General features: G+C 60.0%; 24 protein-coding genes. 15 read left to right on the plus strand and 9 right to left on the minus strand.

Annotated elements, in window-relative coordinates; genetic code table 11:
• Positions 1-14: 14 nt before the first annotated feature.
• Positions 15-575: a phosphorylase family protein gene (locus tag AOZ07_RS05600; protein WP_060701093.1), complete on the minus strand. Its 561-nt coding sequence runs from the start codon at positions 573-575 to the stop codon at positions 15-17.
• 124 nt (positions 576-699) lie between these two features.
• Between AOZ07_RS05600 and AOZ07_RS05605 the strand changes: the two genes are divergently transcribed.
• The 4 genes from AOZ07_RS05605 to AOZ07_RS05615 all read left to right on the plus strand — a co-directional run bounded on the left by AOZ07_RS05605 (position 700) and on the right by AOZ07_RS05615 (position 3,644).
• Positions 700-1,191, plus strand: a complete 492-nt coding sequence (locus AOZ07_RS05605; RefSeq protein ID WP_060701094.1) for an S-ribosylhomocysteine lyase — start codon at positions 700-702, stop codon at positions 1,189-1,191.
• 132 nt (positions 1,192-1,323) lie between these two features.
• Positions 1,324-1,707 carry a hypothetical protein gene (locus AOZ07_RS05610; protein WP_194943812.1) on the plus strand — a complete coding sequence of 128 codons (384 nt, stop codon included), beginning with the start codon at positions 1,324-1,326 and terminating at the stop codon, positions 1,705-1,707.
• A gap of 350 nt (positions 1,708-2,057) precedes the next feature.
• Positions 2,058-2,150, plus strand: a complete 93-nt coding sequence (locus AOZ07_RS19225; RefSeq protein WP_417935217.1) for a hypothetical protein — start codon at positions 2,058-2,060, stop codon at positions 2,148-2,150.
• A gap of 123 nt (positions 2,151-2,273) precedes the next feature.
• Positions 2,274-3,644, plus strand: a complete 1,371-nt coding sequence (locus tag AOZ07_RS05615; protein WP_417935207.1) for a M16 family metallopeptidase — start codon at positions 2,274-2,276, stop codon at positions 3,642-3,644.
• A gap of 69 nt (positions 3,645-3,713) precedes the next feature.
• Here the strand turns inward: AOZ07_RS05615 and AOZ07_RS05620 are convergent, their stop codons facing one another.
• Both AOZ07_RS05620 and AOZ07_RS05625 read right to left on the minus strand, forming a co-directional pair.
• A complete protein-coding gene (locus tag AOZ07_RS05620) occupies positions 3,714-4,448 on the minus strand; it encodes an alpha/beta fold hydrolase (protein WP_060701096.1) in 735 nt (244 codons plus the stop codon).
• Positions 4,449-4,541: 93 nt separating this feature from the next.
• Positions 4,542-4,952 (minus strand): hypothetical protein, encoded by a 411-nt coding sequence (locus AOZ07_RS05625; protein ID WP_060701097.1) that lies wholly within the window; start codon positions 4,950-4,952, stop codon positions 4,542-4,544.
• A 196-nt stretch (positions 4,953-5,148) separates the two neighbouring features.
• Between AOZ07_RS05625 and dapB the strand changes: the two genes are divergently transcribed.
• Positions 5,149-5,907 carry a 4-hydroxy-tetrahydrodipicolinate reductase gene (gene dapB / locus AOZ07_RS05630; protein ID WP_060701098.1) on the plus strand — a complete coding sequence of 253 codons (759 nt, stop codon included), beginning with the start codon at positions 5,149-5,151 and terminating at the stop codon, positions 5,905-5,907.
• Entirely contained in the window at positions 5,904-6,356 is a 453-nt protein-coding gene (locus tag AOZ07_RS05635; protein WP_060701099.1) for a tetratricopeptide repeat protein, read from the plus strand. Before dapB ends, AOZ07_RS05635 begins: the two co-directional genes overlap by 4 nt.
• Before the next feature lie 166 nt (positions 6,357-6,522).
• Here the strand turns inward: AOZ07_RS05635 and AOZ07_RS05640 are convergent, their stop codons facing one another.
• Positions 6,523-7,455, minus strand: a complete 933-nt coding sequence (locus tag AOZ07_RS05640; RefSeq protein ID WP_060701100.1) for a sugar phosphate isomerase/epimerase family protein — start codon at positions 7,453-7,455, stop codon at positions 6,523-6,525.
• Positions 7,456-7,603: 148 nt separating this feature from the next.
• The gene (locus tag AOZ07_RS05645) at positions 7,604-8,803 is read right to left on the minus strand and encodes an ROK family transcriptional regulator (RefSeq protein WP_060701101.1); all 1,200 of its coding nucleotides are present in this window, start codon (positions 8,801-8,803) and stop codon (positions 7,604-7,606) included.
• A gap of 329 nt (positions 8,804-9,132) precedes the next feature.
• Here AOZ07_RS05645 and AOZ07_RS05650 point away from each other — a divergent pair, with 329 nt between their 5' ends.
• The 8 genes from AOZ07_RS05650 to AOZ07_RS05685 all read left to right on the plus strand — a co-directional run bounded on the left by AOZ07_RS05650 (position 9,133) and on the right by AOZ07_RS05685 (position 19,805).
• Positions 9,133-10,083 (plus strand): sugar phosphate isomerase/epimerase family protein, encoded by a 951-nt coding sequence (locus tag AOZ07_RS05650; RefSeq protein ID WP_060701102.1) that lies wholly within the window; start codon positions 9,133-9,135, stop codon positions 10,081-10,083.
• 88 nt (positions 10,084-10,171) lie between these two features.
• Positions 10,172-11,449: an inositol-3-phosphate synthase gene (locus AOZ07_RS05655; RefSeq protein ID WP_207758481.1), complete on the plus strand. Its 1,278-nt coding sequence runs from the start codon at positions 10,172-10,174 to the stop codon at positions 11,447-11,449.
• A complete protein-coding gene (locus tag AOZ07_RS05660) occupies positions 11,446-12,372 on the plus strand; it encodes an SCO3242 family prenyltransferase (protein ID WP_060701103.1) in 927 nt (308 codons plus the stop codon). The genes AOZ07_RS05655 and AOZ07_RS05660 overlap by 4 nt, the downstream gene beginning before the upstream one ends.
• Positions 12,369-13,877: an EboA domain-containing protein gene (locus AOZ07_RS05665; RefSeq protein ID WP_060701104.1), complete on the plus strand. Its 1,509-nt coding sequence runs from the start codon at positions 12,369-12,371 to the stop codon at positions 13,875-13,877. Before AOZ07_RS05660 ends, AOZ07_RS05665 begins: the two co-directional genes overlap by 4 nt.
• 11 nt (positions 13,878-13,888) lie before the next feature.
• The gene (locus tag AOZ07_RS05670; RefSeq protein WP_060701105.1) at positions 13,889-14,770 is read left to right on the plus strand and encodes a TatD family hydrolase; all 882 of its coding nucleotides are present in this window, start codon (positions 13,889-13,891) and stop codon (positions 14,768-14,770) included.
• Entirely contained in the window at positions 14,767-15,903 is a 1,137-nt protein-coding gene (gene eboE, locus AOZ07_RS05675) for a metabolite traffic protein EboE (protein WP_060701106.1), read from the plus strand. The genes AOZ07_RS05670 and eboE overlap by 4 nt, the downstream gene beginning before the upstream one ends.
• A gap of 53 nt (positions 15,904-15,956) precedes the next feature.
• The gene (locus tag AOZ07_RS05680; protein ID WP_060701107.1) at positions 15,957-17,375 is read left to right on the plus strand and encodes an alkaline phosphatase family protein; all 1,419 of its coding nucleotides are present in this window, start codon (positions 15,957-15,959) and stop codon (positions 17,373-17,375) included.
• Between the two features lie 228 nt (positions 17,376-17,603).
• Positions 17,604-19,805, plus strand: coding sequence for a PQQ-dependent sugar dehydrogenase (locus AOZ07_RS05685; RefSeq protein WP_207758470.1), 2,202 nt, complete (start codon positions 17,604-17,606; stop codon positions 19,803-19,805).
• Between the two features lie 119 nt (positions 19,806-19,924).
• Here the strand turns inward: AOZ07_RS05685 and AOZ07_RS05690 are convergent, their stop codons facing one another.
• The 4 genes from AOZ07_RS05690 to AOZ07_RS05705 all read right to left on the minus strand — a co-directional run bounded on the left by AOZ07_RS05690 (position 19,925) and on the right by AOZ07_RS05705 (position 24,959).
• On the minus strand, positions 19,925-21,181 hold the full coding sequence (locus AOZ07_RS05690; protein ID WP_075972568.1) for an ROK family protein: 1,257 nt from the start codon (positions 21,179-21,181) through the stop codon (positions 19,925-19,927).
• Positions 21,182-21,276: 95 nt separating this feature from the next.
• Complete coding sequence (locus AOZ07_RS05695) at positions 21,277-22,344, minus strand: polyprenyl synthetase family protein (protein WP_060701109.1); 1,068 nt, start codon at positions 22,342-22,344, stop codon at positions 21,277-21,279.
• A gap of 9 nt (positions 22,345-22,353) precedes the next feature.
• The gene (locus AOZ07_RS05700) at positions 22,354-23,442 is read right to left on the minus strand and encodes an ABC transporter permease (protein WP_417935208.1); all 1,089 of its coding nucleotides are present in this window, start codon (positions 23,440-23,442) and stop codon (positions 22,354-22,356) included.
• Positions 23,439-24,959, minus strand: coding sequence for a sugar ABC transporter ATP-binding protein (locus tag AOZ07_RS05705; RefSeq protein ID WP_236995278.1), 1,521 nt, complete (start codon positions 24,957-24,959; stop codon positions 23,439-23,441). Before AOZ07_RS05705 ends, AOZ07_RS05700 begins: the two co-directional genes overlap by 4 nt.
• A 152-nt stretch (positions 24,960-25,111) precedes the next feature.
• On the opposite strand from AOZ07_RS05705, the gene AOZ07_RS05710 reads away from it, so the two are divergent.
• Positions 25,112-26,155: a substrate-binding domain-containing protein gene (locus AOZ07_RS05710; protein ID WP_060701110.1), complete on the plus strand. Its 1,044-nt coding sequence runs from the start codon at positions 25,112-25,114 to the stop codon at positions 26,153-26,155.
• Positions 26,156-26,182 lie beyond the last annotated feature (27 nt).

Raw genomic sequence — 26,182 nt, forward strand, 5'->3', positions numbered from 1 at the left:
GCTGTTGGTTTTTCTCAGACCAGGTGCTTGTCGTAGAACTCGCGCAACTGAACGCTCTTCTGCTTGGCGATTTCGTCCCACTCATCGATGGATGCCGAATCATCGGCATAGTCAGAAGGGATCTTGAAGATCTGCAATGGCACATTAAAGCGCTGGCAAACGCTGGCGTAGGCGTAGCCTTCCATATCCACCAATGATGCTCCGAGGCCCTGCACGTGGGCGCGCTGCTGGTCATCCGAAACGAAGACATCGCCAGTGGCCATGGTGACCTGGTAATCATGAAGCAGGACCTCGCCAGTCGGATCCACGTCGGCAGATGGCAACGGGAAATCGTGCTGGATCAACTTGGTGACCTGGTAAATGGTGTCCAAGCTGGGGCGGTCTTCTCCTGCGTGGCCGACCACGCCAGCAGTGCCGAGCACGATGACATTCTTGATATTTCCGTCGGCAATCGCGCCTGCCAAAGCCACCGACGCATTGATCTTGCCGACCCCTGAAACCAGGTGCTCGACATCTGCGAAGGCAACCGCTTCGTCTGCGTGCGCAAAGACGAGCAAAGACTTCTGTTCCGACATGAATTTCCCCTCTAAAGAAGTCAGTTCGGGAAGTCTACTGTGCCCGAACGTCCTAAGAAGTCTACCGGTTACGGCTCATTAACAGTCGTCGAGTCGCCGTTGACCCAACCGATACACTTAATTCATGAGTGATATCGAACTTGCAGAAGTTGAAAGCTTTGCCTTAGACCACACCAAGGTCAAGGCACCTTATGTACGCAAGATTGGCGTGGAGCGTGGTCCGAAGGGCGATGCCATCACCAACTATGACATTCGTTTTGTGCAGCCTAACCATGGCGAAATCCCAACCGCTGGTTTGCACACCATCGAGCACACGATGGCTGGCCTGTTGCGCACCCGTATTGACGGCCTGATTGATTTCTCGCCATTTGGCTGCCGCACCGGCTTCCACATGATTTTGTGGGGCGAGCCAGAGCCTGCGGAGGTTGCCGCTGCAGTGAAAAGCTCCCTGGAGGACATCGCCGAGCGCATTACCTGGGAGGACGTCCCAGGCACCGAGGCAAAGAGCTGTGGCAACTACCGTGACCACTCCCTGCACTCGGCCCGCGAGTGGGCCAAGGTGATCTTGGAACAGGGAATTAGCCTTGACGCTTTTAAGCGTTCCAGGCTCGCCTAGATAACCAACGGGTACAAGGGATCTCGCGCTTCAACACCGAAGCGCGAGGTCTTTTGCGTATTAAGCACAAGCTGGCGAAGCAATAACGGTGGTCTCAGCAAAACCATATCTGGCCTAGGTAGCATGGTTGATATGCGCAAAGCCATTTCCACCGCCGCCGTTCTAGCTTTCATTGTTTGTTCAACCAGCGGATGTGCTGATCTGGACTCAGCGCGGACAACCACGATTGGCGACGCCTGCCAAAAGGCCATCCAACAGCAAAACGAAGCTTGGTCGGACCCTGATGCTTCGGAGTCCAAAATCCAGGAGGCCGAAACCAAGGGCCTGAAAGATTGCAAGGATCTGGATGAATGGAGCACCGCGGTTTCGTACAACCCGGGTTCGGTGGGATACGAGGAACTGAGCCTCGAAGAAGCAGCTAATTCCGTCTACTTGGCATGTTCATCGGTAGATTCCGAACGCGCAACTCCGGTGTGCGCTGATGCCGCAAAACGCGGATACCTCGATGAATCCTAGAATCTTGATCACCGTTGGCTGACCGTGGACACAATGGTCCATCAAGCTTCAAACCATTGCCCGCTTTAAAGGTGCTCGGTGCGGTCCGACGGGCACAAATGGCCCTTGAAGCGGGGCGGAACTAATACCGGCGTTGCCGGCTATGGCGCCATCGTCCCGCGCTCCGGGAGCCAAGCCAAGGAAATTGCCTGACGCGTTCTCGGCCCCCTTCAACAGGCGGGTGCCTCCAAGCAGGCACTCATGGATACGCTCTGCGCTTATCTATATGAGAACCGCAACTGGAACGCCGCGTCGGCCGGCTGGGCACCCACCGGCAAGCTCTTGGATATCGAATCGGCCGGATCGAACAGCTGACGGGCAGAAACTTCAAATCGAGCAAGGATTTGGCTGAATTCTGGGTGGCACGAAAAGCCTTGAACCGCAGTTCGCCAGGCGCATATTGACCCGAGATTCCAACCTCTTCGACAAACTGGACTGTTGCCTTGCGGCAACGGTTCTGTGGGAGAATGAGGACAATGTTCCGAGCCCGATAGCGGCTCAACCCCGAAGAACTAAGGACGTATTTCGTGGCCATGATTCCATTGCCGTTACATTCGGTGGAGACGACACAGTTCTCTCCGATCGATCCGGCGGACCCCACCCTGGTCCACCGCGGCGAAGGCGGCTCTGAAGTCCGGCGCAGCATCTTGCCAGGGGGCGTCCGCGTCCTGACCGAGGCCATGCCAGGACAGCGCTCCACGACCGTCGGTTTTTGGGTGCCAGTAGGTTCCCGCGATGAAGAGGCCGGCCACTACGGCTCCACCCACTTCCTCGAGCACTTGTTGTTCAAGGGAACCAAGAAGCGTTCGGCCTTGGAAATTGCGCAGTCCTTTGACGCGGTGGGTGGCGAGTCGAATGCGGCTACCGCCAAGGAATCGACCTGCTACTACGCCCGCGTGCTTGATACGGACTTGCCGATGGCGTTGGACGTCATTGCCGATATGGTGACATCTGCGGTCATCGACCCGCAGGAGCTGGAGCAGGAACGCGGCGTGATCATCGAGGAACTCGCGATGGACGCTGACGATGCCACGGACGTGGCCCACGAGCGTTTTGTCGCCCGGGTACTGGGTGACCACCCGCTGGGACGCCCAATCGGCGGCACCCCGGAAGAGATTAACAAGATCAGCCGCGAAGCGGTGATGGAACACTATCGCGCCCACTACCGCCCCAGCGAACTGATCATTGCCGCTGCAGGTTCACTGGAACATGACCAGCTGTGCTCGATGGTTCTTAATGCCCTAGCCGAGGCAGGATGGGACCTTGATCCGCTAGCGGTGCCCCAGCCGCGTCGTGGAGGAGAACCGGCCCAGATATCGTCCAATGCGGGCATCGAAGTTATCAATCGCCCGGTTGAGCAGGCGAATATCATCATGGGTTGCGTTGGCATCACCGGACATGATGACCGTCGCCAGGTGCTGGCCGTGCTCAACGCCGTACTCGGTGGCGGGATGAGCTCACGCCTATTCCAGGAAATCCGGGAGAAGCGCGGATTGGTTTACTCCACGTATTCGTTCTCCGCAGCTTATACCGATGCTGGCTACTTCGGCATGTATGCAGGCTGCGCGCCTTCCAAGGCGGCCGAGGTCATTGCCTTGCTCGGTGCCGAGCTTGACCGGCTTGCAAGCCACGGCATTACGGAGCAGGAACTCGCCCAGGCCAAGGGGCAGCTGGCCGGCGGCACCGTGCTTGCTCTCGAAGATCCAGGAAGCCGCATGTCGCGGCTTGGAAGGGCAGAAATGGTGACTGGGGAGTTCCAGGACATCGATGAAGCCCTTGACCGAGTCAACGCTGTGACCATCAAGCAGGTTCAAGAACTTGCCCAGGAATTGGCGGCCCAAGATCGGGTCATTACCGTGGTCGGGCCGTTCGAAAACGAAGCAGCGCTGGGACTTTAAGCGAGCATCGGAAAACCGTGGCATTCCAAGTAGGGATGCCACGGTTTTCAGTTTAAGGATCCTCGCCGTTTATCTGGCGGCGTCAATCAATGCTGCCAGCTCCGGGGCATGGGAGAAATTGAAGCCGTGGGCTCCTTGCTGCATGATCGTGAGCTTCGCGTGATCAATGCCTGCGATCAGGCGAAGGCCGAATTCAGGAGGGGAGAGCGGGTCACGCGTTCCGCAGACAACATCAACGGGGCAACGGACGGTTTTGAGCAATTCGACGGTGGAGTAATCCAGCATTTGCTCGCAGCTTTTGGCCCACCACGGGATTCCACAGCGGAGGTAATCGACCATCAGGATGGCTTTGACAGAATTCAGTTCATGGGGAAAGTCCTGAATCAGCCGACGCGCCTGGCGAAACAGCGTCGCCTCGCGGTCATTAACAGCCGGCGCGGCAATGACCAGGCGTTTGAGCAGAGAAGGCCACGTGCGTGCGAGCTCGATGGAAACCTGGGCACCCATGGAATGACCCAGCACGATGGCGTTCTCCACCCTTAACTCGCGCAAGGCCAGCGCGATCTCGTGGGCAAAGCGCGGCACTGTTACCGGACGGCCATCATCCAGGTTCTTGCCGTGTCCGGGGAGCTCCGGAACGATGACGCGATACTTTTTGGCCAGGATGTTGGCCAGTGGCGTGAAGTAGCGGCTGGAAGCGCCCAACCCGTGAATGAGAACGACATCTCGTCCGTGCCCAGCCACGCGGACAGACAGGCGGGTTTTTAGAGCTTCAGGCAATTGCCCGAAATATTCGTGGCGCACGGTGGCCTTTCCTTGCGCCAAACGTGCGCTTAAAAACGATAGTAATTGTGGCGCCCAGCTTGCGAAATGGCAGGGCTGGCCGATGACGGGGTGTTACTTGGCCATCCCCGTGGTGTGCTGGCTGATAGCTGAGCGCAAATCTTCGGGGAAAAGTTCGTCAATATCCTTCTGGTAGTTCTTGCCTTCATCCGGACGGCGCAGTTCTTGGCCGTCAAGGCGGAATGGGAAGGCATCTACCTGGGCGCCGGCACCCGAAGCGGTTTCACTTGAAGGAGCGCAGGTGGCCCAGCCATATGTCGTTGAGCCATCGATCCGGAAGACCTCTACCTGGCAAGAAGCAGAGTCAATTACGGTGCCGTCATCCTGAACGGCATTAACAACGTCTGCCAATTCCTGGTCTGGCAAGGAAATGGGTTCGGTCTGCGAACCACACGACGTGACTGCAAAACTGACGGCAAGCATGACACTGATGCCCAGACTGAAACGCCCAATTTTCTGACCCATGGCCCTGCTATCTATTTGGAGACTCCTGGGACTTATTTTTCCCCGTGTCGCAGGGCAATACAAGCTGGACTGGCCGTAGCGCAATGACCTATTCAAAATAATTCATTCACCACCGGCCGGACGCTCTGGTCAAACAGGTCGGATTTCACGTCATCGTTGGCAAGCCGGGGCCTGTCGGAACGATAGGCTTAACTCCATGAGTGCACAGATCAAGGTAGCCGTGCTCGGCGCGGCCGGACGGATGGGAGCCGAAGCGGTTAAAGCTGTTTCCGAAGCTTCCGATATGGAATTGGTGGCCAGCTTGGGTCGAGGCGACGACCTTGCCCAGATTCTCGAAGCAGGAGCAACCCACGTGGTTGACCTTTCGGTTCCGGCAGCCACGGAAGCCAACGTCCGGTTTGCAGTGGAAAACGGTCTTCACGCAGTGGTGGGAACGACGGGCTGGGACGATGATCGCCGTGCCGAACTTGCCTCGCTTCTGGAAAATCACCCGGACGCTGGCGTCTTGATTGCTCCCAACTTCGCCTTGGGATCGGTCCTGGCCAGCGCGTTTGCGGCAACTGCTGCAAAGTACTTTGAATCAGTGGAAATTATCGAATTGCACCACCCTAACAAGGTCGATGCTCCGAGCGGCACTGCCGTGCGCACCGCAGAACTGGTTGCCAAGTCCCGCGAGGCTGCTGGCGTGCCAGCCAGCCCCGACGCGACGGAAACCCAGCTGGAGGGGGCACGGGGTTCCGTGGTTGACGGAATCCACGTTCACTCGGTGCGTCTTCGCGGGCTCGTGGCTCATCAAGAAGTTCTCTTGGGTGGCCCTGGCGAGCAGTTCACCTTGCGCCATGATTCATTTGACCGTGCTTCGTTCATGCCAGGCGTTTTGCTGGGCTTGCGCACCGTGGCATCACGTCCGGGCCTGACCTATGGCCTGGATGGCTACCTGGAGCTTGGCCAGTGAAGACCAAACTTTGGGTTGCCGGAATCCTTCTGCTCTTTGCCCTGTACATTGGGATGACTTTCACCCAGGCAGTGCGCTTCATGAGCACCGGCACGCTGATCGCCCAGATCATGGGCGTGGCCATTCTGGTGATTCCAGCATTCTGCACGTGGATCTTGATTCGAGAAGTGCTCTTCGGACTTCGCACGGAGAAGATGGGCAAGTCCTTGGCTGCGTCGGGCGAGCTCCCGCTGGATCTGCCTCGCACGCCTTCGGGTCGATTCGTTCGTGCAGCCGCTGATGAGGATTTTCCTCATCACCAGCGTGACGTGGAAGAAAATCCAGAATCTTGGAAATCCTGGTACCGGCTGGCCTTGGCCTATGAAGCCTGTGGCGACAAGGCTCGCGCTCGCAAATCCATGCGCACCGCAATCGGCTACTGGCTTCAGGACGAAAAAGTCAGCAAGTAGATCGCGTCGATTTGCGCCTTGAAAGTGGATCAGGGCGAGATTTGAGATAGAAGTGCCGTGGCCCGCCCCACCAAATGGTGGGGCGGGCCACGGCACTTCTATCTCTTGAAGCCGGCACTTCTATCTCTTGAAGCTTTGCTGCGTTGTACCGCGCGCTCAGCTCGGGCTAGAAACGCAGCTTTCGCAGGTAGTTGAAGCCTACTTCTGCAGTCTGCAGCGGGGTGACGTCCGGACGGTCATTCTCCACGATGAACTCCTTCGGGCGGTGGGCCGCGAAGATGCGCGAGAAATCGATGGCTCCGGTACCGAGGTCGGCAAAGTCGCCAGCTGCGTCGCGGTCCTTGACATGGTACTGCAGGGTCTTCTGTGGTGCCTGCTTGATGGTGTCGATGGCGAACTGGATTGGATCCGCGGCGCCAACACCCACGCCGCCGGTGACGGCCCAGTAAAGGTCAACTTCGAGATGGACGAGACGTGGATCCAAGCGGCTGGTGAAAATGTCCCACGGGGTTTCGCCGTTGCCCAGATCCGTCGTGAACTCGTGGGCGTGATTGTGGTAGCCGTACTTCAGACCGGCAGCGTTGGCTGCCGCTGCTTCTTCGTTCATCTGGTCAGCCCAGCGGCGCCAGTCGTCACCGTTGCTGGAGACGAGGTAGGGCACGTTGATGTGGGTTTGGCCCAGCGTGACCGCGTCGGCCAGCTTGGTTTCCAAGGCTGCGGGTGAATCGCTGAGTCCGGAGTGGCTGGAGGAAGGGGTGATGCCGAATGAATCGAGGGTTGCACGCAGTTGCTCGGCGGTGCGTCCGTAGAAGCCGGCCAGTTCCACCTTGCTGTAACCGTAGTTGGCCAGCGCGGCCAGGGTTTGGTCCACTCCGTCACCGTTCATGATCGAGCGAAGGGTGTACAGCTGGATGCTGATCAGTCCCGGGGGCACCGGGCGGACGCCGGCTGGAGCCGCCATGGCTGGGGCAACGCCCATTCCGGCCAGTCCGATGGTGGCGCCCAGAGCGGCGGCACCACTGAGGAAGCCTCGTCGGCCGACTTCTTTTTGCTCCAGTGAGCGTTTGAGGGCGGCTGGAGCATTGAATCCGAAGCACATAGTGATGCCTTTCTAGCGTGCGACAAACGCTAGATGCATGAAGCATCAGCGCTTTGGTTATGTGACGGACACAACACTATTTTCGGACTTTGTTGTCTGTCAAGCAAAAGTTGTCGGAAATCGACAAAAGGTCGACGAAGTGACATCTTTAGTCGCTCTTAAGGCCATTGACCAACGCATCAATATGTTTTGGTGACATGGCGTGGTGGATGGCGAGCATGCTTGCGCCAAGCACTCCCGCATCCAATCCCGATCCGGACTGGACGATTCGCAGGTGCTGGGTTGCGACGGGTATGGCGCGGGAGTACACGACTTCGCGGATGCCTGCAATGAAGTGCTCGCCGGTCAGTGTCATGGAGCCTCCGATCACAATTACGGAAGGGTTTATGAGGCTTACGCAGGCGGAGAGGACTTCGCCAACGTCTCGACCTGCTTGCCGGACGGCGTGTACGGCTTCCGCATTGCCGGAACTGACCAGGGCAATCACGTCCTCGCTGCTGTTGGCCTCGTGCCCAAGGGCGCGCAACTTTTTGGCGACTGCCGGGCCGGAGGCAACTGCCTCCAGGCAGTCCAGGTTCCCGCAATGGCAAGGGGTTCCGGTGCCGTTGTGAACTCTTATGTGCCCGATATCGCCGGCGACGCCGTCTGCGCCGCGCTGCAGTCTTCCGTTTGAAATGATCCCTGAGCCAATGCCTGTGGCGATTTTTACGAACAACATGTTGTCCACATCTGGCCAAGAGGCGTTGCGTTCGCCGAGGGCCATGATATTTACATCGTTATCCACGAGAACGGGAACGTTGAAGTGATCTTTTAGAAGCCCAGGGACGTCAAACCCGTTCCAGCCAGGCATGATGGGTGGGTTGAATGGGCGACCGGTGCGATGCTCGACGGGTCCGGGCACGCCAACTCCCACCGATAGCAGGTCGCTCAGGGAATGATTGGTTGACTCGAGGAGCTCCTTGCCCAGGTTGACCGCACACTCCAAGACGACGTCTGGCCCTTTGGAAACTTCGATACTCTGGCTGTTCTCTTTCAGGCGGTGCCCAAGCAGGTCGGTCAGGGCAACTCGAACGTGGGAAGCGCCGATATCGATTCCAAGGACGACCTTGCTCCCGGCCTTGAGGGCAATGCGGGTTGAAGGGCGACCGCCGGTGGAAATGGCGTCATCCACGTACCCAACGAGCCCCAGGTCCATTAGCGCTTCGATGCGCAAAGTGATGGTTGAGCGAGCCAGGCCCATGAGGTCGGCCAATTCGGTGCGGGTTCGCGGTCGTCCGTCTCGAAGGATTTGGAAAAGTTCACTGGCGCCGGAGCCGCTAAGGCCACTGAAATTACTTATGTCATTCATCGACTAATTACAACATACAAATCGACAGAACGCGCTACCACCGAGAAAGGGTGTCGTATCGAGCATTTTGTTGGATGAATCAACAACGATGAGTGCATTGCTGCAGTGCTTTTGATTTCATCAATATGTTGAGAGTTAACTCAACTACCGCATCTGGCAACAAAAGAAAGCTCTAATTCCACTGACATATATCGGAGAATTTCATAGATCCGTTGAATGTCGTCATTAGCCGTGCTAGGTTCATGTGACCGGCATCTCATTCGTCTTGTTGGCGATCGCACACCGCGTCTGACCAGTGCCGTTTCACGCCACCACTCGAGGAGGAGCTCATGGCCAATCGCCCGCGGGCAACACCTAAGAAACAGTTGCCATTGCGCGCACTGGGTGCGGTGGCTGTGCTGACACTGGCGACTGGCACGCTAAATGGTGCGACCCAATCGGAGAGCCGCCATCGAGCTGCAGATAATGCAGGGAGTGATCACTGCCAAGGGCGCGGCATACCTGCAAATAAGATTTCGATCCAAATGTTCAGCTATTCGAACTGGGGGAACGTCATCGGCACTGAGAAGATCTTTGCCGAGCTGGCCGCCATTGGATATGAAAACGTCGAGCCCTTTGACGGAACCTACGAAGGCCGCACAGCCAAGGAATTCTCCGAACTTCTTGAACGGCACGGACTAAATGCGCCAACAGCTCATGGAAGCACAGACGAGAAAACTTTCGCAGAGACTATAGATTTCGCCAAAACCGTGGGACAGCGGTACACGGGGTCAGGGGGCTCAGCCTCACCTGGAACAGATACGCTCCGTGACACTCTCGAAACTGCGAGAACCCTCAATCGCTTGGGCGAAAAGTCGAAAAATTCCGGTACGGGAAAAATCTTTGTTCATAACCATCAAGGGGAATTCACTCGCCAGTTTCCGCATCCTCGGACGGGGGAGCTCACCAGCGCGTGGGAATTGCTGGCCGAGTTCACCGACCCCAGATACGTGACGTTTGAACTTGATGTCCTCTGGGCCGCGGATGCGGGAGTCGATGTTGTTCAGCTTTTGAGCGACTACGGCGAAAGGGTTGAACTATTGCACGTCAAAGACGGTTTCCTCAATGGCGACGAGCGAGCGGTTCCAACTGACTTGGGCGAAGGGGAACTTGAGTGGACACCGATTCTCGACGCCGCCCAAAAACAGGTCAAGTACTTCATTGTGGAACGCGATCTTGCGCCATCCACTGCGGAATTCGCGCGTGACAGCTTCGAATTCCTCAGTTGCTACACCTGCTGAATTCAGAATTCCAACAACATAGCGCTTGAGCACCATTACAGAGCACGTGTGCTCGATACACCACAGCTGAAAGGACAATGACGTGGATATGCCAGCTGGCAGCACTTTCGATGAAACCATGGCCACACCAGAGCATGATCGAGGGGAATCCAAAGTAGGCCGAGTGGGCTTGTGGCTCATCGGCGCCCGCGGATCCGTGGCGACCACTGCCACGACCGGACTCGCTGCGATCTGCGCTGGGCTGGCACCAGCCGTCGGCTGCGTGACCAGCCAGGACGAATTTTCAACTATTCCACTACCTAGATTCTCTGACCTGGTCATTGGCGGTCATGATATTAGCGACGTTTCGATAGCCAAGCGAGCAGAGCACTTGGTCAGCACCGGAATGTTGCCGCAACATTTGGTTCAGGCCATTCAGGCCGAATTGGAAGACGCCGATTCCCGGGTCCGGCCCGGATACTTTCCGGGCGCTGAAGGTGTACCGCAGGCCGAGATAGCACGCCGCCTTGCCGTAGACATCCGCCAATTCCGGAATGGCCATGGCTTGGATCGGGTAGTTGTGATCGATGTGTCCTCGACGGAAGCACCGATTGATCACCTGCCCGAATTTGATGATCTGGACCTGCTCATGGCGGCTCTTGAGGATCCCGCACAAGAGATCCTTCCCCCTAGCTCGCTCAGCGCCTATGCAGCGATTCTCGCCGAAGCGCCATATATCTGCTTCACGCCCTCGCCTGCCCTGAACATCCCGGCACTGGCGCAGCTCGCCGCCGAGCGCGGTATTCCAACTGCGGGCCAGGATGGCAAAACCGGGCAGACCTGGCTGCGCTCGGTACTGGCGCCAGGCTTGGCCGCGCGCGGATTGCGGGTCCTGTCATGGGCTGGTGCCAATTTGCTCGGAGGAGGAGACGGCGCCACTTTGGCTGACCCGCAGGCTGTGGCAGGTAAGCTCCAATCCAAGAACCGTGGCCTCCAGTCCCTAACCAATGCCGCAACTACGCCTTTGCATATTGACAACGTCCCGGACCTCGGGGAAACCAAAGTCGCTTGGGACCACATTAATGTGGAAGGATTCCTCGGATCCCGCCTGACCTTGCAGACCACGTGGAGCGCTTACGATTCAATGCTGGCAGCCCCGATGATCCTCGATCTCGCCAGGCTCATGGGCCTGGCCGATGCCGCTGGGCAACAGGGGCAGGTCGGCCAGCTCGGGTTCTTCTTCAAGGATCCATGGGGCAGCGATGAGCATGCCTTTGCCGAGCAAAGCCGGCTTCTCTTGGACTGGGCACAGCAGGCAGGTGCACGGATTTCCGCCATGACCCAGATGCCAGACGGCCGCATTTCGCAGGGTGCCGCAGCCCGATGAGCCGTACAAATGACTACCTGGAATTGCTGCGTGCCCCAGCCGTATTAACCGTAATCGGGGATACCCTCGCCGGCGGTGCCGCGGCAAATCGCTCCCCGTTTGGGCGAAGGATTGCACTGCCCCTGGCCAGTGCCTGCCTGTACGCAGCGGGGATGGCTCTCAACGACTACGCCGACCGTGACCTTGATGCCGTTGAACGACCAGAGCGGCCCATTCCCTCAGGGCGGGTAGCACCCGGCGCAGCCTTGGCCACTGCTGCGGGACTTACCGCGGCCGGCCTGGGCCTGAGCGCTTTCGGCGGCGGGCGAAGCGCGGTAGCGCTCGGCCTGCCCTTGGCTGCCTCGATCTGGGCCTATGACCTTGTAGCTAAACGGAACCCGGTGACCGGTGCCTTGTCCATGGGGCTGTGCCGGGCACTGGACGTCTTAATGGGGGCAGGATCGGATCGGGTTCGCACCGCATTGCCAGCGGCCGCGATCATGGGCGGACATACCGTGGCCGTCACGGCTCTATCACGCGGCGAAGTCAGCGGCACCAGCGTCGCGGTGGCCTCCGGCGCCACAGCAACCACGGTCGTAGTGTCAGCCGGTGTGCTAGCTGGAGCAGCGCTCGCCGGTGCCCAGAAGCCGGGGAGAACCTCTTCCGAGGCCAGCATCCTGATCCGGCACTTGGCCGCGACCACGGCAGCCATTGCGGTCTATGCCAGCCGCTGCGGCTCAGCTCAATGGCGAGCCATCCACGAGCCGAGCGCGGGCAACGCCTTGGACGCCACCAAAGCGGGCATCCGGTCGATGATCCCGCTGCAGGCAGCGCTGGCGCTCAGCCATGGCAGTCCAGTCGCCGGAGCGATTATCGGTTCCCTGGACGTAGTCGGCAAGGTGCTGCGTTCGGGCAGCAGAGTGAAGAGGATCAGCGAATCATGAGCGCAGCTGTACAACAACAACCAGCCCAGGACTTTCCTTTCGCAATCGGCTACGGAACCAACGGCTGGGCGGATCACCCGTTGCCAGTGGCGGTGCGGCTGCTGGCTGAGCAGGGCTACACCGCGGTGGCTTTGACTTTGGGGCACCCGCATCTGGATCCGTTTGCCCCGGACGTGCAAAATCAGGTCGCCGAAATCCGCAGCCTGCTTGGGAAACACCAAATGCGAGTTGTCATCGAAACAGGAACCCGGTTCCTGCTCGATGCCAGGCACAAGCACCGCCCGGCGCTTGTTGAAGAACATGCCGAAGTCCGCCTTGAATTCCTGCGCCGCGCTATTGATATCGCGGCTGCTTTGGACGCCGAGTGCGTATCTTTTTTCTCGGGGATCCTGCCGGAGGGGACATCGGCGCAACTTGGCTGGCAGCGCTTGATTGCGCGCGTTGGCCAGCTGGTCGACTATGCCGCTTCGAACGGCGTGCTGCTCAGCATCGAACCTGAGCCGGGGATGCTCGTGGAAACCGTGGCCGACGCGTTGCGACTGCGAACCGAGCTGGGGAACCCGCAGGGGTTGCGCGTCACCGTGGATATTGGGCACTGCGTCGTGGTTGAGCCGCATGGGGTGGAAGCGGCATTGCGCCAAGCAGGGGAATTGCTGGCCAATGTGCAGCTTGATGACATGATGGCGCACGCCCACGAGCACCTTCCGTTTGGGCAGGGCATCGTCGACCTGTCCGCGGCGCTGAACACCTTGGCCGATATGGATTACCGGGGCATAGCTGCCGTGGAATTGCCACGCCATTCTTGGGATGCGCCGGCTTTGGCCCTGGACAGCATGGCCGCCCTGCGCGAGGCATGGGCTGCTTCGGAAGCGCAAAGGACAATCGAAGCTTGGCTGCGCGAATGCCTATCGGCTGTGGCCGAAAATGCCAGCGGCTTGCCTCGGATTTTCGCCAGTGCCGGACGCCGTGTGGGCAGGGCTCCAAATTCTCCGCAGGCCGACCCCGCTGGGGTCCTGTACGGGACTGCGGATGACACGGCCCGTGCCCGGCTGATCCGTGAACTGTCCCGAATTCATGAGCCCGGCCCATTCGCCCAGGAAATTCGGGATTTGTACTACCGCGGAGATTCAGCTGAACGAAGGGGCGTATTGCGTGGCATCAATTTGCTTGCGCAGTCGATGCCCGAGCTGGACGGCCGAATAATTGCCACGGGCCTGGAACTCACCTCTGATGCGTTGCGCACCAACGAGACCTCGCTGGTTGCCGCGGCTGTTGGAGCGTTTGCGGCATCGCACCTTGACCAGCACGCCTGGCGCCATGCGGTGCTCAAGCTCATTTTCATGGGCGTGAGCCTGAGCGCGGTCAGCGACCTGTCAATCCGTGCTGATGCCGAACTAGCCCGAATGGCCGAGGACTTCGCAGCAGAGCGCCGCGCCGCCCACCGACCTGTTCCCACAGACGTTGGCTTGCTGCAGGACCTGGCCAGCCACACCTCACGACCCTAAGAAGGATAAGCATGCGCATCTTTGACCCTCATATCCACATGAGCAGCCGCACCACCAATGACTATGAAGCAATGTTTGCTTCGGGGGTGCGTGCTCTGGTTGAACCGGCGTTCTGGCTGGGGCAGCCGCGCACCAGCGTTGAGTCGTTCTTGGATTATTTTGACTCATTGCTCGGGTGGGAACGGTTCAGGGCCGCCCAATTCGGAATTCGGCATCATGCCACGATTGCCTTGAATCCCAAGGAGGCCAACGACCCTCGTTGCGTACCCGTGCTCGAAGAGCTGCCTCGCTACCTGGTGAAGGAGGGTGTCGTCGCGGTCGGCGAAATCGGCTACGACTCCATGACACCTGCCGAGGACCATGCCTTTGCGACCCAGCTGCAACTGGCCCGCGAGTACGACTTGCCGGTCCTGGTGCACACGCCGCACCGCGAGAAGCTCGCCGGAACCCGGCGCACCCTGGACGTGGTGCGCGAATCCGGGATCGCGGCCGGCACCGTGCTGGTGGATCACCTCAACGAAACCAATATCGAAATGGTCAAGGAGGCTGGTTCCTGGATGGGCTTCTCCATATACCCGGACACAAAGATGGATGAACGGCGCATGGTCGACTTGCTGCAGCGCTACGGCACCGAGCGCATGCTGGTGAACTCGGCTGCCGACTGGGGACGGTCTGATCCATTAAAAACCAGGCGCACAGCAGAAGCGATGCTGGCCGCTGGATTCAGCGAAGAAGATGTGGACCAGGTCCTATGGCGCAATCCGGTGGAGTTCTACGGGCAAAGCGGCCAATTGATCCTTGATCCTATTCCCGGATTCGAAAGCAGTGCTTTCCCTGACCCTGCTGCTGGCTTTGAGGGGAATTCCGTACTACGAGGGGAGAGAGTCTCATGAGACTGTCCTACTGCACCAACGTCCATCCCGCAGAGGATTTGGAAGGCGTCATCACCCAGTTGCGCCACTACGCCGGCAATATCCGGCGCCGAGCCGGCCTGCAGGTCCTCGGCGTTGGGCTGTGGATCCCCTCCGCACTGGCCACGAGATTGGCAGCTAGCGAGCAGGACCGCCAGGCCCTGCGCGAAGTGCTAGAGGCTGAGGGCCTGCAGCTGCACACCATCAATGCTTTTCCCTATGGCGGATTCCACGATGAAGTTGTCAAGCATGCAGTCTATCTGCCTACGTGGGCCGAGCCAGCGCGCTTGGAATATACGCTGCGCTGCGCGCAGATCCTCGCGGATCTGCTGCCGGAAGGGGAAGTCGGATCGATTTCCACGCTTCCGCTGGCTTGGCGCGACCCATGGGATGAAGCCCAGGACCAGGCAGCGACCAACGCTTTTGCGCAGTTGAGCCAGGGGCTTCGCGAGCTCAAGGAACGTACCGGCCGCACCGTGCGGGTGGCCATCGAGCCAGAGCCGGGATGCGTGCTCGACACCATCAGCGACATTGTCCAATGGCTCGGTGCCCGGCTGGAACGGGGCATCGATCCGGAGTTTGTCGGGGTTTGCGTTGACACCTGCCACCTGGCTGTCTCGTTCGCTGATCCTGCCGGAGCCATCGCGCAGATCCAGAATGCGGGCTTGCGAGTCGTCAAGGTCCAGGCCTCGGCAGCTCTGCACGTGCTCGACCCGAAGGACCGCACGGCACGTGCCGCGCTGGAAAGTTTTGTTGAACCGAAATACCTGCACCAGGTGCGCGAATCCTCGGCTGCAGGAGTGATTCCGGCCGATGACCTGGACACCGCGCTCGCCGAACTGCCTGGGTCAGGTCCGTGGCGGGTGCACTTCCATATTCCTTTGCACCATGTTCCGGCCGCTCCCTTGCAAACGACCACCGATGTATTGCAAGCGACGGTGAGCGAGGCAGGCAAGCTTCCCTATGCGGACGAGGTTCATTTGGATGTCGAAACCTATACCTGGAGCGTGCTTCCGCAGCATGGCAATGCCGAGGAAGTCGGCATCGTCGACGGAATCGCCGCCGAACTGGTATGGGCTGAAGAGAATCTGATGGCTCCGGTGCACGCGAGCTGAATAGTGCCACTGATGGCATCGAGTACGTCCTACCAATTTTGTACAGGAGCAATGTGAAACCAGTACTGCTACTTAACGTCGTCGGATTGACGTCCCGGGCGCTGGCGCGCATGCCGCGGCTTGCGAAATTGGCCAACCAAGGCTGGTCGGCAAGGCTGGGCACCGTTTTGCCTGCCGTCACCTGCTCGGCCCAGGCGACCATGCTGACCGGCCTGCCTCCGTCCGAGCATGGAATTGTTGGCAACGGCTGGTATTTCCGGGAACTGGGGGAGGTGCACCTGTGGCGCCAGCACAATCGCCTGGTGGCTGGAGAAAGCATTTGGGAGACTGCCCGGCTGCAGAAACCCGAGTACACCTCGGCGAATATCTGCTGGTGGTACGCGATGGGAATGAGCACCGACCTGACCGTGACTCCGCGACCTATCTATCATGCTGACGGGCGCAAATCCCCTGACGCATACATGCGGCCGCCCGAGCTGCATGATGAATTGGTCGATGCCCATGGCGAATTCCCGCTGTTCCAGTATTGGGGTCCGACCGCGTCCATAGCCTCCAGCCGATGGATCATCAACTCAACCAGGCATGTAATTCGTACCCGTGCACCGCACCTGGTGACTGCCTACCTTCCGCACCTGGATTATGACCTGCAGCGTTTCGGCCCGCGCTCGGCAGAGGCGGACGCCGCTGCGGCCGAACTGGATGCCGCGTTGGCCCCATTGATTGATGAGGCTGAAGCGGATGGCTACACCGTGATGGTGGTCGCTGAATACGGCATCGAAGATGCGCATACGCCGGTGGACATCAATCGCGAGCTTCGGCGCGAGGGCCTGCTCGAAGTCTACGTTCAAGACGGACGGGAGCAGTTGGACCCCTGGACCTCGCGGGCATTCGCCGTCGCGGATCATCAGGTCGCCCATGTTTACGTGAAGCACGAGGCCGACATCGGACGAGTGGCGGCTATATTGCGTGCCCTGGACGGTGTTGACGAAGTGCTTGATCGGCAGGCGCAGGCCCGGTATGGGCTGGATCACCAGCGCTCCGGGGAACTGGTTGTCGTGGCTGAACCCGGTGCGTGGTTCACCTATTACTTCTGGCTGGACGACTCGCGCGCGCCAGAATATGCCCGCGGGGTGGATATCCATCGCAAGCCAGGCTACGACCCGGCTGAGCTGTTCTTTGACCCTGCTGATCGTTGGGCGAAGGCCAAGGCCGGTGTAAACCTGCTCAAGAAGAAAGCGGGCTTGCGGTATGCCATGAGCACCGTTCCGCTGGATCCTTCCTGCGTAAAAGGCACACATGGGCGCCTGGCGGAATCTGCCCAGGATATGCCATTGATCCTCTGCTCGGATGTCTCGGTGTCAACCGAGATTTCGGCCCTTTTGGAGTCGGGCCGAGCCGTGCCGGCAGCGTCGGTGAAGTCCCTGGTCCTGCATGCGCAGGGCCTCGAATCGTCGGTGGCTTCATCGCTTTGATATCCACCAACACGTATTTTAGCGTTTGATGCAACAAAATAAAATCAAGGTCAAGGTTGCCTATTGACCTTGATTTTGTGCGTAATCTAGCAGATATGGACGAGTGGAAATATTAGATTTTTCTGAGTTTGTTTTGTGAAACCACTAGCAAATTGTGAGACAAGCCACTAACGTTCCAATTGACCCGATTCGACCAGCTCCGAATCAATGGCGACAAGGAAGTGAACCATGAAAGTCAACCGAACAGGGAACGCGGACAGAGCTCCGCACGGCGTGGTTTCCGCGCACTTTTCCAAACGACATATGCTGCGCGCGAGCGCCGGGCTTGCTACAGCAGCTGTGCTTGCCTCGGCCCTGGCCGGCGTGCCAGCTTCTGCCCAACCCAAGGCCCCGGTGCCGGTTGTGCCAGCGGACTCGGCCTTCCAGAAGGTAACGCTCAATGACACTCCTGGCGAGCCGATGGATCTCGCAGTCCTGCCCGATGGGAGTGTTCTGCACACCACCCGCAGTGGCGAAGTGTGGCTCAATGATGCCACCAGCGGCGTCAACTCCTTGGCAGCCGAAGTGGACGTATACCGCCACGACGAAGAGGGATTGCAGAGCATCGCCTTGGACCCCAAGTTCGGTACCGATGGCAACAACTGGGTTTACCTGTACTACGCACCGCCGATGAACACCCCAGTCGACGATCCTGAAACCGCCGATATCAACGAGGGGGACGCCCCGGTCAGCGGCACCGCAGCCGACTTTGAACCCTTCAACGGCGTCAACCGGCTGTCACGATTCCAATTTGATGGAAAGTCAATCGATCTGGACACCGAGCAGCAGATCATCGATGTTTCGGCAACCCGCGGGCTGTGCTGCCACGTTGGCGGCGATATCGTCTTCGACGCGAAGGGCGACTTGTATCTCTCAACCGGAGACGACACCAACCCGTTCGTGTCCGGCGGGTACACTCCGATCGACGAGAACCCCGAGTCCAATCCGGGATACGACGCCCAGCGCACTGCGGCAAACACCAACGACTTGCGCGGCAAGGTCTTGCGGATCACCCCGAAGGATGGCGGCGGCTACACCATCCCCGAAGGCAACCTGTTCGACGAAGGCACCGACGGTGCCCGCCCGGAGATTTACCTGATGGGCCTGCGCAACCCATTCCGCATCGATGTCAATCAGAGCACCGGAGAGCTTTACGTTGGCGACTATTCGCCCGATGCCAGGAGCGCAAACCCTGACCGGGGACCTGCCGGAACCGGCAAGTGGCTCATCGCCACGGAACCGGCCAACTATGGATGGCCATACTGCGCCACCGAAAGCCTCCCGTACAACGACTATGACTTTGTCACCGGCGTTTCCGGCGAGAAATTCAACTGCGCTGCACCGGTGAATGAGTCACCGAACAATACCGGCCTGACGCAGCTGCCACCTGTGGCCACTGCAGATGTCTGGTACACCTACGGCCAGTCGGAGCAGTTCCCAGAGCTTGGCACCGGAGGCATCGGCCCCATGGCAGGGCCAGCTTATGAATTCAACGCAGAAGCAACCCGTGGACCACGCCCGGTGGCCTGGCCATCCTACTTCGACGGCAAAGCGCTCTTCTACGAGTGGACTCGCGACTACATCAAGGGCATGACGGTTGAAGATGGTTCACTAGTTTCCATCGAGAACGTGATTTCCTCGATTGTGACCGACAATCCGATCGATATGGAATTCGGCCCGAACGGTGCACTGTATATCCTCGAATACGGCGACGGCTACTTCGGCGAAAACGAGGATGCCCAGGTCGCGCGCATCGACTATATCGGTGAGGGCGGCAACCACAGTCCCGTCGCAGTGGCCTCGGGAACGCCTACTGTTGGCACTTCGCCGCTGACTGTTGAATTCTCCAGCGAAGGCACCGCCGACGCCGACAACGACAAGCTGCGGTACGCTTGGGACTTCGATTCCGATGGCGTTGTGGATTCCACCGAGGCATCCCCGACCTACACCTACCAGGAAGATGGAAAGTACACTGCCACGCTGACCGTAACCGACTTCGGTGGCAAGCATCGCGGGCGCCATTCTTCAGCTGAAGTAGAAATTGAAGTGGGCAACCAGCAGCCGGTCATCGAGTTCATCACCCCGGTTCCGGGCCAGGCCTTCCAATTTGGCGATACCGTCAGCTACGAAGTCAAGGTTTCCGATGACCAGCCAGTTGATTGCTCGCTGGTGGAAGTGAGCTACATCCTGGGCCACCATACCCACGGACATCCGCAGACTACCACCAAGGGCTGCACCGGCTCCTTCGTCACCACGGTGCCAGAGGGCCACGACCCTGCAGTAGATGATCTTTCTGCAGTATTCAATGCCACGTACACGGACCAGGGCGACGGCGGCTCGAAGCCGCTCACCGGTACCGCCGAAGTGGTTTTGGAAGCGGCCAGCAACTAGAAGCAAATTGGCTGTTCCAGGCAAAAAGGCGGTTGGCCCGTTCCCTGATGGGAAGGGGCCAACCGCCTTTTTTGGCCTGTGCAATACAGCCTGCGAGTTTTTAGTCCAGCGCTGGCAGTTCAGGAATCGATGGGCGCCGGTGATGCCGTGCCAAGCACGCGGGCTGGATCAGCCAGCAGCTCGGTGAACGCCAGCTCGGCCGCTCCGACCAAAACCGGATCGTCACCCAATGGCGCCAGCTCGATGGCAACTTGTTCCCGCGCTGAACGTGCCCCGCCGACACGGACGGCGTCTTCGAGCAGCGCGGGCATCGTCCTGGCCAAGATGCGCAGGAATCCACCGAGCACAAACACCGATGGGTTCAGCTGATGCACCAGGGCCCGCAGCGCTACGGCCAGGAGGCGGGACTGCCTTTGGAGAATTTCAAGCAGCGCTTCCGGGGCGTTGCCCGATTCAAAGAGCCCGAGAACCGTGGATTCGAGATCTTCGGCTTGTCCGGATGGAACCCCGGTCGCGCGCAGAAGTTCCTCGCGGGTCACTTCTGCTTCCAGGCAGCCTGCAGAACCGCAAGAACAACTGGCGCCATCGGTGCGTACCAGCAGGTGGCCGATCTGGCCGGCAAAACCAGTAGCCCCCTGCAGCAACTGGCCGCCGCTGAGGATGCCGCCTGCGATGCCGCTGGCGCCGCCGTAGAGGTATACAAAATCCGAGACGTCGCGGCCCGCGCCGAAGGCTGCTTGCGCGCGTGCCCCGACAATCGCGTCATTGGCGCATGAGACGGGCAGGTTGAGCGCAGCGGACAGGTGCGCGGCCAGGGGCTCTTCTTGCCACCCCAGCTGCGGGGCCTCGATAACAGTTCCGTCGGCCGGATCCACCAGACCGGGCACGGCAACACCGACGCCGACGACTCGACGATTCTCGGGCAAGGACGTGGCCATGCCGGTGTAGATTGCCGAAACGATATTCACTACTTCGGCGGTGGATGGGGGAGCAACAGTGTGGAAGCGCACCGGGTTCACGATGCTTCCGCCCAGGGCCACCAAGGCGACATTCACGGCGTCCAGATCAGGATTCACGGCCAAGGCGAGCACGCCGGGGCCGGGGCTGATCATGATGGAAGGGCGGCCGTGCTGCTGTCGTTGATCCGGTTCGTTTTCAAGTACCAATCCCAGCTGCGCCAATTCGCCAACGAGCGCGGCGATGGTCGAGCGGTTCAGGCCAGTGAGCCGAGTCAGTTCGGCACGGGAGATTCCCGCGGAGCAGTGCACCAGTGTCAAGACGGTGGAGAGATTATGCTGCCGGGTTGTGTCGCGATTGCTGCCGAGCCCAGCACCGCTTGCACGGGCACTCGCAGGTTTCCTCGAATTGCTTTCCACGTCCGGATGGTCCCTTCTTGGCAGGACCTTTGCGCCTGCTCCCACCACCATCGTATCTGCACCAAAGCGATAAATACGCTCGTGCTCTCGGCGGTTCAGACTGCAGTTGCGGACAGGTGGACGCGATTGACTGATGCCATGAGCAGGCTGCCCAGGCGCTCGCGCAGGCGATCGGGAATTTCGTCAATGGCCAAGCAGCCCAGCGCTTTTTCGGCATGCTGAACCGCTGAGGCGATGGCGTAGTCCTTGGCGCCGCAGGCAATAAGCATGGCGCGGATTTTTTCTGCTTCAGATGCAGTCATTTGCGGTGTGCCAATGAGCCCGGCGACGCTGTCCCACTGTGGCTGGGTCGCAGCGTAGGAGAGCAGGATGGTCCGCTTGCCTTCGCGCAGATCACCCCAGCGGGATTTGCCGGTTTGGCTTTGCTCGCCGAACACGCCCAGCACATCGTCGGCAATCTGATAGGCGATGCCGGCGAACCGGCCAAAAGACGCCAGCGCGGATCTCGCCTGTTCGGGGGCGCCAGCCAGTATCGCTCCGGCGTGCAGCGGGGCTTCGAATGAATAGGCGGACGTCTTGTGGCGCGCAGTGTTCAGGATTTCTTCCAGCGGCGGCATGTCAGGTCCGAGGCTGGATTCAATATCGAATAACTCGCCTCCCACCGAAGCGAAAATCGCCTGGTCCACAACGCAGTGCAGCTCGCGGTGGAGGGCCTCGGAGACCGGCAAGGACCGGATCACCTGGTAGACGCCGGCCAGGGCCAGGTCGCCGGCGAGGATTGCAGCGCAGGCCCCGGCATGATCGGCCGCGACGGGGCTGGCACCTCGTTGCAGGGCTGCGTTCCTGTAGGTGGCCGCGACATTGGGCGAGCCGCGGCGCAGCAGGTCCCGGTCGATGACGTCATCGTGGACCAGCAGGGCGTTATGCAGCAGCTCGAAGGCGGCTGCCACCCCGGTCGCCTCGGTGGCAGCTGTGCCACCGAAGCCGGAATAGGCAAGGAGCACTAGGCGTGGACGGGAGCGGGAGCCTCCACGCGAGGTGCGTTCGAGCGCTTCCCACAGTTGCAGGTAGCTTGGCCCCTGAGCGGCTGCACGAAGTTTCGATTCCATGAAAAATCGGTGCAGCCGCTGCTCAACCAGCGCCAGGCCAACATCGAGGTCCACGCGTGACTCCTAGGCCTTGAGAGGTTGCTTTTTGGCCTTGCGCATTTTGCCGGAGGCGAAGCGCTGCTGCAGCAGGACGGCCAGCACGATGATCGCGCCCTTGGCCAGTGCCTGGACCGAGGTGTCCATGTTGTTCTGGGTGAACACGTTGGTCAGGGTGCTGAAGATCAGGACGCCGAGAACGGTGCCCATGATGGTTCCTCGGCCGCCGACCAGCAGCGTTCCGCCGACAACGACCGCGGCAATTGCGTCCAGCTCGTAGAGATAGCCGTGGGTCGAGGTCCCGGAGGTCGTGCGTCCCATCATCATCAGCCCGGCAATGCCTGCGGCGATGCCGACCAGTACGTAAAGCGAGACGATGTGCCGCTTGACCTTGATACCGGCCAGGCGCGATGCCTCGAGGTTTCCGCCGATGGCTACCGTGCGGCGTCCGAAGGTGGTCCGGTTCAGCAAGAACCACCCGGCGGCCGCGGCCAAGGCGAAGATCCACACGAGTACCGGCACTCCCAGGAAGTCGGCGCGCATGAACTTGGTGAAGCCGGTATTGGTTACCAGCAGGGTCCGGCGTTCCGAGATGATTTCGGCCAGCCCGCGGGCTGCCACCAGCGTGGCCAGGGTGGCAATGAACGCCACCACGTTGCCGTAGGCAATGATGACGCCGTTGATCAGGCCGGCCACGGCGCCCACGAGCAGCGAAACGACAACCATCAGCAGCCAGGTGGACTCGGACGCGGCAGCCTGGACCGCCGTCAAGCTGCCGACCACGGAGGTCAGCCCCAAGACGGATCCGACCGACAAATCGATGCCGCCAGCGGTGATGACAAAGGTGACGCCGATGCTCAACACTCCGATGATCGAAGCGTGCCGCAGGATGACAAGCATGTTCTCCGAAGACGTGAAACGATCACCGCTGGTGACCAGGCCGATCAGTACCAGCACGACCAAGGCGACAACCAGGCCGAGGCTCCGCCCTGCTGGCCCGTGCATCAGGTTCTGCAGCACGCCGCCGGAGGGTCCGGTTGCCGAGAGGTGGTCGATTGGCTTCTGGGCCGAGGTCTGTTCAAGTTGCTCGGCAGCTTGGGTCTTCTGCTTGCTCACGCGGCACTTCCCTTCATGACTAGGTCGAGCACACCGTGCTCGTCAATTTCAGTTGCTGTTTTCTGGGCCAGGACCTGTCCATCGTCAATGACCAGGACATTGTCGGAGAGGCCGAGGACTTCTTCGATCTCGCTGGAAATGATGATGATGGCGGTCCCGGCATCTGCCAAGCGGCGGATCAGCGTATAGATTTCTGCACGAGCTCCCACGTCGACGCCACGAGTAGGCTCATCGAGCAGCAGCACCGTCGTACCGTGTACCAGCCAGCGGGCCAGCAGGATCTTTTGTTGATTTCCGCCGGAAAGGGTTCTTGCCGGTCGCTGCGGATCAGCGGGGCGCAGTTCCAGGGCATCAATTTGCTCCCGGGCTGCGCGCCGCTCTGCCGATTCGTCCAGCAATCCGGTGCGCGCGAAGCGCTCGAAGGTGGAGAGCGTGACGTTCTTGTAGATCGGCTCGTCGAGGATCAGGCCCTGGCTCTTTCGCTCTTCCGGCGACAGGCCGATGCCGGCGTCCACCGCGGAGGTCACCGAACCGGCGGTCAGCTTCTTTCCCTTCACGCTGACCTGCCCGCCGGTGGCCTTCCGGGCACCGTAGATGGTTTCCACGATTTCCGAGCGCTGGGAGCCGACAAGTCCTGCAAAGCCGAGGATTTCTCCGGCGCGCACGCTGAAGCTGAGCTTTTCGAAGTGGCCGGCCAGCTCCAGATCGGCGACATCGAGAACCACTGGGGCATCGGCCGGGATGGCGGTCCGTTCAGGGAAGACGTTGGCGACATCGCGTCCGGTCATCCTCCGGATGAGCTCGGCCTTGGGGGTGTCTGCCACGTCCAGGTTATTGGCGGTGCTTTGCCCATCCTTGATCACGGAGATACGGTCGCCGATCTCGCGGATCTCTTCCAGACGGTGGGAAATGTAGACGACGGCGATGCCTTGGGACGTCAATTCCCGGACCACGCGGAACAGGTTCTGCACCTCTCCTGCGTCGAGGATCGCGCTTGGCTCATCCATGATGATCAGCTTGGTGTCGCGGGAGAGCGCCCGGGCCATGCTGACAATTTGCTTGTTGGCGGCCGAGAGCGTTCCGACCTCGCGTGATGGTGAGAGGCTGCCGTGCCCCAGTCGGCGCAGAAGGGTTCGCGCGACGGCATTGGCCTTTTTCACATGCAGAACCCCTCCGGTGGCCCGCTCGTGGCCCAAGAAGATGTTCTCGGCAATGCTCAGGCCATCAACCACATCGAGTTCCTGGTACATGGTGGCGATGCCGAGCCCCAGCGCAGCCGTGGGAGAGGGGATGCCGACCTGTTCTCCTTCCCAGAAAATTTCGCCTTCGTCTGGCTGGTGTACGCCGGAGAGGGTTTTGATCAAGGTGGATTTGCCGGCGCCATTTTGTCCCATGACGCAATGGACCTCACCAGGGAGCACGGACAAGTCAACGCCCTTGAGCGCTTGAACGGCTCCGAATTGCTTCGTGAGCCCGCGCACTTCGAGGAGCGGACGTGGATTTTCATCTTGCATCATGTGATGAATCTAACACATTATGTCGGCAATCGGTAGAAGTTCGTCGATTTTCCCCGAACTTCTGTTATTGTGACAATAGTCACGCACGCTGGTGCCCGAACAGTTCGGTTTGCACGCGGCGGCGCTGCACCTTACTCACTGAGGAGATAGACATGCTTGCAGTTCCTTCCGGACGGAAAATGCTCATCACTACCGGTGCCCTCCTAGCGGTCGGCGCACTGATCACCGGCTGCTCATCGGATTCCGGTGGCGGTAGCGCCCAGCCATCGAATGCCTCAAGCGAAGGCAACGCCGCGGCGGGCGACGAAGTGGTCATCGGATTCTCGGGCCCGGCTGCCGACCACGGCTGGCTCGGCGCAATCAACTCGGCCGCCATCGCGCAAGGCGATTCGCTGGAGGATGTCGACTTGCGAGTTGCCGAAGGCACCAATGATGCCAACTTGCAGATCAGCCAAGTCGAGCAGTTCATCAACGACAAGGTAGACGCGATCGTTCTGCTGCCGACCGATGGCGCTGCGCTGACCGCCGTGGCTACCAAGGCCATGGACGCGGGAATTCCAGTCATCAATGTGGACCGCGAATTCTCCAGCCCTGCCGCCGCCCGCACCACCATTCTGGGCGATAACTACGGCATGGGCCGTAGCGCCGGCGAATACATCTGCGAGCGCCTCGGCGACAAGCCCGATGCCGTTGTTGCGGAAATCCCGGGCGTCGATTCCCTGCCGCTGACTCAAGACCGCAGCAAGGGGTTCGCCGACGCGCTGAAGACCTGTGGCCTGGATGTCGATAACCGCGTGCCAGCTGACTTCACCGTCGCCGGCGGCGAAGCGGCCGCTTCGCAGCTGCTCGCGGCCGCGCCAAAGATTGATGCCATCTGGAATCACGACGATGACCAGGGCCATGGCGTGCTCGCGGCCATCGACAGCGCTGGCCGCGATGAATTCTTCATGGTCGGTGGCGCTGGTTCCAAAAACGCCATGGATCTGATCAAGGGCGGTGAATCGGTGCTGGAAGCCACGGTTCTCTACCCATCCACCCAGGCTGCAGACGGTGTTCGCCTGGCACGACTGATCGCGCAGAACAAGGCCATGAGCGACCTGGTCGAAGTTGAGGTGCCCAAGCGCATCGTTTTGAATGCTCCGGTTGTCACCTCGGACAACGTCGACCAGTACCTGCCGACGGCGTTCAGCTCCTAAACCGAGCACAAGGCGTTTCGGGGTGGC

Origin of the sequence: Glutamicibacter halophytocola, from assembly GCF_001302565.1 — a bacterium.
GTDB classification, from domain to species: domain Bacteria; phylum Actinomycetota; class Actinomycetes; order Actinomycetales; family Micrococcaceae; genus Glutamicibacter; species Glutamicibacter halophytocola.